The following is a 13,946-nucleotide window of genomic DNA, read 5'->3' on the forward strand; positions in this document are numbered from 1 at the left end:
TTCAGTCAATCTCCAAATCGGTGAGAAGTGCCGCCATCCGGCTCGCAGTGTCGGCGTTCAACGCCTGGCCACGGCTGGCATCGACCTGCGCGCAGAAACGCGTCAGGGTGGTGGCCTCGAAAAGCTCGCGCAGTGCAACCTGGGTGCCCAGCTGCTGTTGCACGCGGGAAATCACCTGGGTCGCCAGCAGCGAGTGGCCGCCCAGTTCAAAGAAGTCATCGTCCAGACCCACCCGCGGGGCGCCCAACAGCTCGGCCCAGATGCCGGCGACGGCCTGCTCGGTTTCCGTCTGCGGCGCGCGATATTCGCGGCCTGCGGCAGCCTCCGGCTCCGGCAGTGCACGGCGGTCGAGCTTGCCGTTGACCGTCAGCGGCAAGGTGGCCAGCACCACGATCTGTGCCGGCACCATGTACTCCGGCAGACGCTCGTGCAGGTGCGCCTTGAGGCTGTCCTGAATCGCCGGGTCCGCACTGGCCACATAACCGACCAGACGCTGACCACCGGCGCCGTCCTTGACCAGCACCGCCGCTTCGCTGACCTGCGGATGGCTCTGCAACTGGGCTTCGATTTCACCCAGCTCGATGCGGAAGCCGCGGATCTTCACCTGCTGGTCGATCCGCCCCAGGTACTCCAGGCCACCGTCAGCCGTGCGCCGCGCCAGGTCGCCGCTGCGATACAGGCGTTGCTGCGCATCGAACGGACTGGCGATGAAGCGTTCGGAGGTCAGCTCGGGACGGTTCAGGTAACCCCGCGCCAGACCGGCGCCACCCACGTACAGCTCACCGGCAATGCCCACCGGCTGCGGGTTCAAGTCGGCGTCCAGCACGTGCAGGCTGAGGTCGGCCAATGGCCGGCCGATCGGACTCGGGCCACTGTGCGCCAGGTCCTGCCAGGTGATTTCCCGGTAGGTCACGTGCACCGTGGTTTCGGTGATGCCGTACATGTTGATCAGCTGCGGCTGGCGGTCGCCGTAACGCTCGAACCAGGGCCGCAGGGCTTCCAGTTCCAGGGCTTCGCCACCGAAGATCACGTAGCGCAGGGCCAGTTCGGCCGCGTTTTTCTGGGCCAGGTGGGTCAATTGGCGGAACGCCGACGGCGTCTGGTTCAACACCGTCACGCCCTCCTCGGCCAGCAGCGCGAGGAAGTCTTCCGGCGAACGGCTGGTGAAGTACGGCACGATCACCAGACGGCCACCATGGACCAGCGCCCCGAAAATCTCCCACACCGAGAAGTCGAAGGCGTAGGAGTGGAACAGGGTCCAGACGTCGTCTTCGTTGAAGCCGAAATCGCCCTGGGTGGCCTGGAACAAACGCTCGACGTTGCGCTGGGTCAACTGCGCGCCCTTCGGCTTGCCGGTCGAACCCGAGGTGTAGATCACATAGGCCAGTTGCTCCGGATCGATCGCCACCCCTGGCGCGCTGAGCGGTTCGGCGGACAGGTCGAGGGTATCCAGCGCCAGCACCTGCACCGGCAACTGCAGATCGAGGCTGGACAGGCTGATCACCTGCTGCAGCCCCGAGTCCTCGACCATATAGGCCAGACGCTCGGCCGGGTAGTCCGGGTCCAGCGGCACGTAGGCGCCGCCGGCCTTGAGCACGGCGAGCAAGGCCACGATCAGCTCCGGCGAACGCGGCAGGGCCACGCCCACCAGCACGTCGGTGCCGACGCCCAGCCCGATCAAACGATGGGCCAGTTGGTTGGCGCGCTGTTCCAGTTCGGCGTAACTGACGCTGACGCCCTGATGACTGATCGCCGCGGCGTCAGGACGCAAGGCGGCCTGGGTGGCGATGCGCGTCGACACTGGCACGAAGTCGGGGAAGCTCTGCTGCACTGCGCTCCACTGGGCCAGTTGCTGCAGCTCTGCAGCACTGTTGAGTTGAACGCGGCCCAGTGCGGTCTCGCTACCGGCCACCAGTTGCTTGAGGAGCTGCTGCCAGTGCGCCGCCAGAAGCTCGATGGTCGCAGGCTCGAAGCGTTCGGCGGCATAGAGCAAGCGCACCTGCACAGCGCCGTCGGCGTCTTCTTCGGTATCCAGTACCAGGTCGAACTGGGCACTGCGCTCGGTCAGTTCCAGGCGTTCGAAGCCCAGCCCGCTGCGTTGTGCCAGCCCGGAGATATCGCGGCGCTGGTGGTTGAACAACACCTGGAACAGAGGATGCGTCCCTGGCGTGCGCTGGCTGACCAGCTTCTCCACCAGTTGCTCGAACGGCACGTCGGCGTGGGCCTGGGCGTTGAGGGTGACGTCACGGGCCTGGCCCAGCAATTCGCCGACCGATTGCACGCCGGCCAGCTGCAAGCGCAGCACCAGGGTGTTGATCAGGCAACCCACCAGCCCCTGGCTTTCGCCCTGTTCGCGCCCACTGACCGGCAAACCGATGCGCACATCCTGCTGGCCGCTGTAGCGCTGCAGCAACAGGCCGAAACCGGCCAGCAGCACATGGAACAAGGTGCAGCCACTGGCCTGGGCAGTGTGGCGCAGATCACCCAGCAGCTTGCTGTCCAGGGCAAAGCCATGGCTGGCACCGCGCCCATCGGACTGCTCCGGACGGGCTCGGTCATACGGCAGGGCCAACGGCTCGCCCGCCTCTTCCAGCTGCGCGGTCCAGTAATCCAGTTGGCGTTGCAACTCACCGCCTTCCAGTCGGTTGCGCTGCCAGGCGGCGTAATCGACGTAATCGCACGCCAGCGCCGGCAACTGCGCAGGCCGGCCAGCCTTGGTGGCGGCGTAACACTCGCCCAGTTCGTCCATCAACAACGCCATGGACCAACCATCGGCGATCAGGTGGTGCAGGCACACCAGCAAGACGTGCTTATCCTGTTCAAGCTGCATCAGGGTGACGCGCAGCAGCGGCTCGTGCTCCAGATCGAACGGGCGGGCAATTTCATCGGCGCCCAGCTGACGGACGGCCGCCAGGCGTTGCTCGGCCGGTACGTCATTCATGTCGAAGTCGTGCCACAGCGGCCTGCGCCCGGCGACGATCCGCAGTCGCGGCTGCCCCGCTTCGGCGAAGAACGCCGCACGCAGCATTTCATGACGCTCGGCCAATTGGGCAAAGGCCTGGCGCAAGGCGTCGCGGTCCAGATCGCCATTCAACTGCAAGGCACCGGCGATGGTGTAGGCGCTGCTTTGCGGTTCCAGTTGCGCGAGGAACCACAGGCGCTGTTGCGCCAGGGACAGCGGCAAGGCGCCGTTGCGCGGCAAGCGGGGAATACGCGGTGCCGCAGGTGCCACCGTCACGACCTGCGCGTGTTGCATTGCCGCCAGTGCAGCAATGGTCGGTGTGGCGAACAACTGCTTGGGCGTCAGCTTCAGGCCACGCTTTCTGGCGCGGGCAATGATTTGCAGGCTCAGGATCGAGTCGCCGCCCAGTTCGAAGAAATTGTCGTCGCGGCCAACCTTGTCGCACTTGAGCACCGCTTGCCAGATCTCGGCCAGGAGGATTTCCTGCTCGCCTTGAGGTGCGGCGAAATTTGGTGCAGCGCTCATTTCAACCGGCGCCGCGAGCGGCGGCAAGGCATGGCGATCGAGCTTGCCGTTGGCGTTCAAGGGCAGACGCTCGAGCAGCAGCAGACGTGCGGGTACCAGATAGTCCGGCAGGCGCTGCACCAGGCTTTCGCGCAGGCTGTCGAGGTCCAGCGTGGTACCGGCCGAGGGCACCAGATAACCCAGCAGCTGCTGGTGTTCGTCGGCGTTCAGGCTGGCCAGGCGCACGGCAGCGGCTGCCACACCCGGCAGCTCGCTCAGGCAGGCGGTGATTTCGCCCAGCTCGACGCGGTTGCCACGAATTTTCACCTGATCGTCGACCCGGCCGAGAAACTCCAGCTGGCCGTCGCGCAGGCAAACCCGGTCACCGGTGCGGTACAGGCGCTCGCCGGGGAATGCCGGGGCGACCATAAAGCGCTCCGCAGTCTGCTCCGGCTGGCCCAGGTAGCCACGTGCCAGGCAGCCGCCGCCCAGGTACAGCTCACCCGGTTGACCCGCCGGCAACAGCTGTTGTTCGGCGTCCAGCACCCGCGCGACGACGTTGGCCAATGGCTGGCCCAGCGGCAGTCGATCAGGTGTCGCGTGATCGGCTGGCAGTTCCCAGGTCAGCACGCCGACCGTGGTTTCGCTCGGACCGTAGTGGTTGATGATCCGGCAGTCCGGGCGCAAGGCACGGATACGCTCCAGCAATGACCGGTCGCAGGCTTCGCCGCCAACGATCAAGGCATGGCTGGGCAGCACATCGACCGCGCGTTCGGCATGCAGCAGACCACGCAAATGACTGGGCACGATTTTCAACACGGCGACCTGATGGCGCGCCATGTAATCGGCGAAGCGGTCCGGGTCGAAGCGCCGCTCCTGCCCTGGCACATGCAACAGGCGACCGCTACACAGTGCGCCGAACAACTGGGTATGCCCCAGGTCCGCGGCACTGGTGGACACCAGCGCCATGCTCGCACCGGCCGGCAACGCCAGGCGTTCCAGCACGGCCTGCACATAGTTGGCCAACGAGCGATGCTCGACCAGCACGCCTTTGGGCTGCCCGGTGGAGCCCGAGGTGTAGATCAGGTAAGCGCCCTGCCCGGCGGACAGTTGCAGCACAGGGGCAGCTGCCTCATGGTTTTCCAGCTCGGAGCCGTGCAGTGCCAGCGCCGGATGCGCGCAGGCATCGGCCAGCGACTGGGTGGCGGCATGGCACAGCAGCAGCGGCGCACCGCTGCCGGTGAGCAACGCGCTGATACGTTCGGCAGGCTGGCGGCTGTCCAGCGGCACGTACACCGCGCCGGCCTTGAGGATGCCCAGCAGGCCGATGACCAGATCCACTGACGGCTCGACACACAGGCCAACCGGCGTTTCCGGGCTCACTCCGCGTTCAAGCAGCGCATGGGCCAGGCGATTGGCCGCCGCTTCGACGTCCGCGCGGCTCAGGCACTGGTGTTCGTCCTGCAACGCCGGTGCGTCGGGGTTCAAGGCCAACTGTTCGACCCAACCGTCGAGCACGGTGGCCCACGAGAAATCACGGGTATCGCCGTGCAGTTCACTCAGCGCTTGCGGTGCATCGCTCGACAGCGCCAACGGCAGCTGTTGCAGGCGCTGCTCCGGCTGATTGGCCATGGCCACCAGCACCTGCCGCAGTTGCTGCAACAGGCGTTCGATCTGCCGCTCGGTGAAGGCGCCGCGCTGGAACGAGAAGGTCAGTTCCAGCTGTTCGTCGAGGCTGGCGATCAGGCTCAACGGGTAGTTGTTGCGCCCGCGTGCCGCCGCTTCGGCTGCCTGGTCGTCGAGCAGGCTCAGCTTCAGGCCCGCCGGCTGATGGCGCAGCACTTCGTCCAGCGGGTAGTTCTCGAACACCAGAATGCTCTCGAACAGCGCGCCGCTTTCACCGCTGTCGCTTGGGCGAGCCATGCGCTGCACGTCGGCCAGTGGGCTGTGCTCCAGGGTGCGCAAGTCCAGGTTGGTACGCTGCAGGGTTTGCAGCCAGGTAGCCACCGACTGCTCCATCGGCAGCTCGACCCGCAGTGGCAAGGTGTTGATGAACAGCCCGACCATTTCTTCGACACCGGCCAGCGGCAAGGCTCGACCGGAAACGGTGATGCCGAACAGCACGTCGCGGCTCTGGGCATAGTGGCCCAACAGCAAGGCCCAGGCGCCCTGTAACAGTGTGTTGATGGTGACCCCGAGGCGCTGGGCGGCGGCACGCAGGTGCGCGGTGTCGCTGCTGGCGAAGGTGCTGGTGAGTTCGGCATAGCCTTGCTGCGCCGGGGCATTCGCGAGGCGACCCGGCAGCGGCGTCGGTGCCGACCAGCCGGCCAGTTGCCCGCGCCAGAACGCCTGATTGGCCTCTGCCGATTGCCGTTGCAGCCAGCCGATGTAATCAGCGTAGGGCCGCGAGCCGATGGCGCCCGATGCTACCGCGTGACCGTGATAATGACCCAGTACATCGCGCAGGATCAGGCCCATGCTCCAGCCGTCCAGGGCGATATGGTGGTTGCTCCAGATCAGCCACCATTGGGTTGTTGCGACACGCAACAGGCTCAGGCGCACTTCACCGGCGCGACGGAAATCGAAACCGGCGCGACGTTCGCTGTCCAGCAGTGCCTGGCGACGCCCGCGCTGTTCGACCAAGGTCAGACCGCGCCAGTCGTGCTCCTGCAGATCGATGCGTGCGTGGCGCAGCACCACCTGCAACGGCGTGCCGGCTTCTTCCCAGTAATAGGCGGTACGCAACACCGGATAGCGCTCGGCGACCCGGGTCCAGGCGGCGACCAGTGCATCCTGGTCCAGCGTGCCTTCGATAAGGAACCCTCGCTGATAGAAGTAGGCATCCGCGGCGCTGTCTTGCAGGGCGTGGAACAGCATGCCCTGTTGCAGCGGCGACAACGGGTAGATGTCTTCGATCTCGCGTGGCGCCGGTGGCAGGCTGTCCAGTTGCTCCTGGCTCAAGTGGGCCAGCGGGAAATCACTGGGTGTCACCCCGCCCGCCTCGGCGTTCAGGCAATGCTCGAGCACCTCGTGCAGCGCCTGGCTGTAGTGATCCAGCAAGCCCTGCACGCTGGCGATGCTGTGCTGCGCCGCGTCGAAACGCCAGCTCAGACTGAGCTCGGCGCCATGCACCTGGGCATTGATTTCCAGGCGCTTGGACAGGGGTGCCTGGGCGCTTTGTGCTTGCCCGGAAGACTCCGTGGCCAGTTCGAACAGCCCGTCGAAGCTTGAGTCCAGTTGGCCGAGGTAGTTGAAGGTCACTTGCGCTGCGGGCAGCTCCCGCAGTTGCGATGCGCCCGCCAGATAGCGCAAGGCACCGAAGCCGACACCTTTGGTTGGCACTTGGCGCAAGGTTTCCTTGGTCGCTTTCAGGTGCTCACCGATGTCCGCGACACTGCTCAGGCGTTGTGGGTACAAGCTGGTGAACCAGCCGACGGTACGGGTCAGGTCAAGATCGGCGAACAGCTCTTCGCGGCCGTGGCCTTCCAGGTCGACCAGCACGCTGGCCTGGCCGTTCCAGCGGCACAGGGTGCGGGCAAGGGCCGTCAGCAGCAGGTCATCGATGCGCGTGCGGTAAGCTGCATTCGCGGTTTTCAACAGCTGCGCGGTGCGGGTCTTGTCCAGGGTCAGGGTCAGGCTTTCGATGCCCGCGCCGGGTGTGCCGTCCTCGGGGAACTGATCGGCCGGGCCGGCCAACTGCTGTTGCCAGTACGCCACTTCCGCTTGCAGGACCTCGCCTTGGGCAAAGGCTTGCAGGTGTTCGGCCCAGTGCTTGTAGGCGCTGGTCTTGGCCGGCAGCGGTTGTCCCGTGTAGGCCGTTTGCAGGTCTTCCAGCAGGATGCGCCAGGACACGCCGTCGACCACCAGGTGGTGAACCACCAGCAGCAAACGGGCTGTGCCGTCGGCCAGGCGGATGTGCACGGCGCGCAGCAGCGGGCCGTCTTGCAGGTCCAGACTGGCTTGCGCTTCGTCGCAATGGGCGGTGATTTCCGCCGCGGTGGTCGCCTCCCGTTCCCACAACAGCGCTTGCTCAGCGATGTCGCGATGGCGCTGAGTCCAGCGTTCACCTTCCTGCTGCCAGCTCAGGCGTAGGGCATCGTGATGGCTCACCAGCATTTGCAAGGCGCAGTTCAGCGCCTGGCTGTCCAGCGGTTGCGCGGCCTTGAGCAGGATCGACTGGTTCCAGTGGTGACGTTGGGGAATCGGCTGCTCGAAGAACCAGGCCTGGATCGGTGTCAGCGGCAACGCGCCGCTGACCGGGCCCTGGTCGATGGCCAACTGGCCTTCCACCGGTTTGGCCACCCGTGCCAACGCTTGCAGGGTTTGATGCTGGAACAGGTCTTTCGGCGTCAGCGCCAGGCCGGCCTGCCGCGCACGGCTGACCACCTGGATCGAGACGATGGAGTCGCCGCCCAGCTCGAAGAAGTTGTCGTGCAGGCCGACCTGCTCCAGGCCCAACACCTGTTGCCAGATCGCCGCCAGGGCTTGTTCTTCTGGAGTCGTCGGGGCCTGATAACTCTGGCTTTCCCACACCGGCTCCGGCAGCGCCTTGCGGTCGACCTTGCCATTGGGGGTCAGCGGGAACCGCTCCAGCACCAGGATCTTGCTCGGCACCATGTAGTCCGGCAGCGCGTCCTTGAGTTGTGCCTTCAGCTCTTCGGCCAGGCTGTCATCGCGGGACGACACCACATAGCCGACCAGGCGCTTGTCACGCAGCACCACCACCGCTTCACCGACGTCGGTGTGGGCTTGCAGACGGGCTTCGATCTCGCCCAGCTCGATGCGGTAACCGCGCACCTTGACCTGCTGGTCGATGCGCCCCAGGTATTCCAGGCTGCCATCGGCCAGCCAGCGCACGCGGTCGCCGGAGCGGTACAGGCGGCCGCCAGTGGCCGAGAACGGATCCGGCACGAAGCGTTCGGCAGTCAGGTCCGGACGCTGGTGATAACCACGGGCCAGGCCTTCGCCGCCGATATACAGCTCACCGGCCATGCCCGGCGGCAACAAGTTGAGGTCGGCATCAAGCACGTACAGGGTACGGTTGCCGACGGCGTGGCCGATCGGCGCATAGGGCGTCTCGCACGCCACATCGCCGTCGGCCCGCCACAGGGTCGGGGTGACGATGGTTTCAGTCGGGCCGTAGCCGTTGATGATGCGCTGCGCCTTGAGACCACGGCGCAGCAGCTCGAAGGTCTCCCGCGACACCGCTTCGCCACCGATGGTGCACGAGCGCAGCGCTAAATCCTGTGGATGGGCCAGGGCCCATTCGGCCAGTTGATGGGCGTAGCTGGTAGGGAAATAGGCGATGCTGACCTGCTCATCCACCAGAGTCTGGTAGCTCTGCTCGGCCGAGATCAGTCCCGGGCCGCGCATCACCAGGCGGGCGCCGAACATCATTGGCGACAGCCACTGTTCCACCGCGCCGTCGAAGCTGATCGAGGCAAAATGCAGGGCGATGTCGTCGGCGCTCATGTCGTACAGCTCGGCGGCGGCGCGGCAATGCATGCTCAACGGGCCGTGCTCGACGGTCACGCCCTTGGGCTGGCCGGTGGAGCCGGAGGTGTAGATCATGTAGGCCAGTTGTTGCGGATCGATCGCCACAGCCGGGACCACGGGAGATTCGCCACTAATATCCAGTTGGTCCAGCGACAATGCCTGCACGCCTTCGGGCCATTCCAGAGCCAGCGACGAATCAGTCAGCACCAGCTGCAGGCCCGAGTCGTTGACCATGTAGGCCAGGCGTTCGGCCGGGTATTCGGGGTCAAGTGGCACATACGCGCCACCAGCCTTGATGATCGCCAACGGCGCGAGGATCAGTTCCAGCGAACGGTCCAGTGCCACGCCGACCAGGGTTTCCCGCCCTACCCCCAGCGCGATCAGACGATGGGCCAATTGGTTGGCACGGCTTTCCAGTTCAGCGAAGGTCAGCGAGCGGTCGCCGCACACCAGGGCAATAGCGTCCGGGCGCAGGGCGGCCTGTTCGCTGATGGCGTCGTGCACCAACGGCCGGCTCGGGGTGACACCGACCGGCTGGCTCCAGGCATGCAGTTGTTGCTGTTCATCGGCGCTCAACAGGTCCAGCTCGGCCAGTGGCCGGAAAGCCTGCTCAGGCAATTGCGCCAGCAATGCCGACAGACGCTCGGCGATTCGCGCCACGTTGCGCTCGTCGAAGCGTTCGCAAGCGTAGGTGAAGGTCAATGCCAGGCTGCCATCGGCCTGTTCTTCGCTGTCCAGGCTGAGGTCGAACTGGGCATCGCCCAGCAGACGCTGCAGGCCCAGCAATTGCAGGCCCGGCAAGGATTGCAGGGCGCTGCGGTCCTGTTGCTGGTGGTTGAACGCCACCTGGAACAACGGGTTGTGACCCAGGCTACGCTCTGGCGCCAGGGTGTCGACCAATTGCTCGAACGGCAGGTCCTGATGGGCCTGGGCATCCAGTACCTCACTGCGCGACTGGCGCAGCAGCGCAGCGAAACTTTGTTGTGGATCAACCTCGGCACGCAGCACCAGGGTGTTGACGAAGAAGCCGACCACGCCCTGCAGCTCCTGGCGCGGACGATTGGCCACCGGTACCCCGAGGCGAATGTCGCGCTGCCCGCTGAGGCGTTGCAGCAAGGCCTGGAACGAGGTCAGCAACAGCATGAACAAGGTGCTGCCCTCGGCCAGTGCCAGGGCTCGCAACTGTGCGGTCAACACGGCCGGTACGCTCACACTGAAACTGGCAGCCTGCAGACGCGGCTGTTTGGCGACGCTATCGGTGGGCAACTCCAGGACCGGCTGTTCGCCGCCCAGGCGCGCCACCCAGTAGGCCAACTGACGTTGCTGCTCGTCATCACGCTCAAGACGCAGTCGCTGCCATTCGGCGAAATCGACATAGCCCACGGGCAGCGCAGGCAGAGTCAGTGGATCGCCGCCTACACAGGCATGGGTGTAGAGCTGGGCGAACTCATCGATCAGCACCTGCATGGAACTGCCATCGGCGATGATGTGGTGCAGGTTGACCAGCAGCAGCGCCTCATCGGCGCCGCGCTGCAGCACCTGCACGCGGATCAACGGGCCCTGCTGCAGATCGAAAGGTTCACGCATCGCCTGATCGGCGCGTTCGCGCAATTGCTCAAGGCTGTCGCCCGGCCATTGGCTGAAGGTCACCTGCAGGGCATCGCTGGGCAGCAAGCGCAACCAGGGCTGGCCATCGCGCTGGGGGAACTCGCTGCGCAGGCTTTCGTGACGGGCAAACAACCGGGCGAAGGCCTGCTGCACCGCGACAGGGTTCAACGCCCCGCGCAGGTGCAAGGTTGCAGCGATGTGATAAGCGCTGCTGTTCGGCTCCAGTTGCGCAAGGAACCACAAGCGACGCTGCCCCAGGGACAACGGCAATTCGCCGCTGCGAGGCAGTCGGCTAATCGCCTGCAACGCGGGCCGACCGCTGGCCTGCGCCGTTTCCAGCACCGCCGCGAAGCCGCGCAAGGTGGGCGCTTCGAACAGCAGGCGCGGCTCCAGTTGAATACCGAGCTCGTCCTGCAGGCGGGCCAGGCCCTGCATGGCCAGAATGGACGTACCGCCCAGGGCAAAGAAGCTGTCGTCGGGCAGCACCCGCTCGACCTTCAACAGGTCCTGCCAGAGCGCGGCGACCTGCGCTTCCCGCGGGCTCAAGGCCGACGCCGGCTCGGTGCTGGCCTGGGGCTCCAGATCGGCAGGAAAGGATGCATAGATGTCGTCGCTGCCCGATTCCCACAAACGGCGGCAGGTCGAACGCTGCACCTTGCCGCTGGTGGTCTTGGGCAAGGTGCCCGGTTGCAGCAACAGAATCACGCTGGCCGGCTCCTGATGTGCCAGCGCCACGCACTCGCGGATCGATGCGAACAGCGCCGATGGCGGCACCAGCTTCTGCACCGAGCGACTGACTTCCACGGCAACGCCGATACTCTCGCGACCGTCGATCTGCACCGGGAATGCCGCCACACGCCCTTTGCGCAGCAGGTCGATTTCATCTTCGAGGTTTTTTTCGATGTCCTGCGGGTAGATGTTGTGCCCGCGGATGATGATCAAATCCTTGCTGCGGCCGCTGATGAACAGCGTGCCGTCATGCACGAAGCCCAAATCGCCAGTGCGCAGGAAGGTCTGCCCGCCGTCTGCCACGAAGGCCGCCGCCGTGGCCTCGGGATTGCGCCAGTAGCCGTGGGTGACGCTCGGCCCGGCAAAGCAGATTTCGCCGACTTGCCCATCGGCCAAGGCCGCCAGCGAGCCCGGTGCGGCAATGCGCACTTCGTGCTCGGCCACCGGTCCGCCGCAACCGATCAGGCAATCGCCCTGCTCCGCCGCCACGGCCCGGCCCTGTGCCAGGTCATCGCGCACGAAATTCTCGGCGCGCAGCCCCGCGCCGCGCACACCTGCGCTGACGAACAAGGTCGCTTCGGCCAGGCCATAGCACGGGAACAGCGCTTGCGGGTCGAAACCATAAGGCACGAACTTATCGCAGAAGGCTTGCAGGGTGTCGTGCCGCACAGGCTCGGAGCCGGAAAACGCCAGGCGCCAGCCACTCAGGTCAAGACCTGCGAGGGCACTGTCGCGAACCCGCTCGGTGCACAGGCGGAAGGCGAAATCCGGACCGCCGCTGACGCTGCCGCCGAAACGAGACACCGCGTCCAGCCAGCGCAAGGGGCGTTCGAGGAAGTGCCGTGGCGACATCAACACCACTTCGATGCCACTGTAGATGCCCTGCAGCAGGCTGCCGATCAGCCCCATGTCGTGATACAGCGGCAGCCAGCTGACGATCACGTCGCTGTCATGGATGCCGAAGCCGCTGCGAATCGCACGTTCGTTGGCGATCAGGTTGTCATGGCCGACCATCACACCTTTTGGCGTCGAGGTGGAACCGGAGGTGTATTGCAGGAAGGCCAGGTCTTCGGGACGGATGCCCGGGCGCTGCCACAGCCCGGCCAGGGCCGGATCGAGGACATCGACGGCAATCAGTTCCAGGCCGGCCAGCGCTGGCTGGTCGCGCTGCAACGCTTGCAGACCGGGCAGCAGTGCGCTGTCGGTGAGAATGAAGCGAGGCTCGGCATCGCTGATGATCGCCAGCAAGCGTTCCAGATGCTGGGGCTTGAGGGATTCCGGCGGGTAGGCAGGCACGGCGACGCAACCGGCGTACAGGCAACCAAAGAAAGCCGCGACATAGTCAAGGCCACTGGGGAACAGCAACACCGCCCGTTCTCCGGCACCAGCACTGCCCTGCAAGGCCGCGCCGACGGTACGGGCGCGTACATCCAGTTGGGCGAAGCTGCAGGTCTGCCAGTTGTCGTCGCCATCGACCAGCAACCGCAGCGCGGTGCGTGTGGGTTGCCGCTCGGCGAGGCGTTGCAGGCGTTCGACGAAAGTGCTGTCCGCGGGAATTTGCACGCTCATTACATCACTCACTTGGAAATAGATTAAAAGCAGCGCCCGTTCGGGCGGCTGCATAACGCGAAGTCGTCTTCGGGAATCCAGCGCTCAATCGGCGCTGTGTCCCTGAGCCATGGCCACCACCACCTTGCGCGGCCCCTCGAACGGATGGCGGGCGTGGGCGGTCAGCATGTTGTCGAGCATGAGGATGTCGCCGTTCTGCCAGGGGAAGCTGATCTCCTGCTCGGCGAGCACGCCGCGCACTTCGTCGAGCAGGCTGTCCTCGATGGGCGAACCGTCGGCGTAGTACACGTTGCGTGGCAGGTCCTCGGGGTCGACCACCTCCAACAACGAGGCGCGTACCTCCGCCGGCAGGTTGGAGACATGGAACAGGTGCGCCTGGTTGAACCAGACGTTGTCGCCGGTGCGCGGATGCACCGCGGTCACCTGGCAGACCTGGCTGGTGCGCAACTCGCCGTCATCCTTCCACTCGCAGGTCACGCCATGGGCGCGGCAATAGCGCTCGACATGGGCCTTGTCGGCGCTGCCGAAAACGTCTTCCCAGGCCACATCCAGGCCGTTGCCGAAGTTGCGCACATAACGCAGGCCGCGGCTGACCAGCTGCTCGCGCAGGCGCGGATCGATGCGCCGGTAGACTTCGCGGCTGTCGGCAATCGGCGTGGCGCCGCCGACGGTCGCGGCCTGGGCGCAGTAGAACCAGATGCGCATCGGCCACTCGCGGGTGTAGGCCTGCTCATTGTGCAAGGGGATGTGTTGGTGCCTGGGGTATTCGGTGGAGGTGTAGATTCCGCTCGACACCTTGCTGCGCGGCGTGGAGCCGAATTCGTAACTGAGCAGCGGATGCCCGAACGCCGCCGCGAACCCCTGGAATTCCTCGATGCCATTGACTTCGAAACCGCGAAACAGCAAACCGCCGGCCTGCTCCAGGCGCGCGCCGGCCACTTCGCCGAGGGCCGCGAAGTTGGCCATCAGCGGTGTCCCCTCCTGCTGCGGGGTGATCAATAGCGGCAGGCTCTGGCCGGGAATCAATTCCTGGACGTTGACGCCCCAATCGGTGCAACCCATACGCTCGTGCATCTGT

At 65.6% G+C, this 13,946-nt stretch carries 2 protein-coding genes; both read right to left on the reverse strand.

The window, feature by feature from the left end; all coding sequences use genetic code 11:
* Window position 1: 1 nt before the first annotated feature.
* A complete protein-coding gene (locus F2S13_RS09265; protein ID WP_166360185.1) occupies window positions 2–12,868 on the reverse strand; it encodes a non-ribosomal peptide synthase/polyketide synthase in 12,867 nt (4,288 codons plus the stop codon).
* A gap of 84 nt (window positions 12,869–12,952) precedes the next feature.
* Entirely contained in the window at window positions 12,953–13,930 is a 978-nt protein-coding gene (locus F2S13_RS09270; RefSeq protein WP_166360261.1) for a TauD/TfdA family dioxygenase, read from the reverse strand.
* Window positions 13,931–13,946 lie beyond the last annotated feature (16 nt).

The sequence above is a fragment of the Pseudomonas akapageensis genome (genome assembly GCF_011355085.1).
GTDB lineage: Bacteria > Pseudomonadota > Gammaproteobacteria > Pseudomonadales > Pseudomonadaceae > Aquipseudomonas > Aquipseudomonas akapageensis.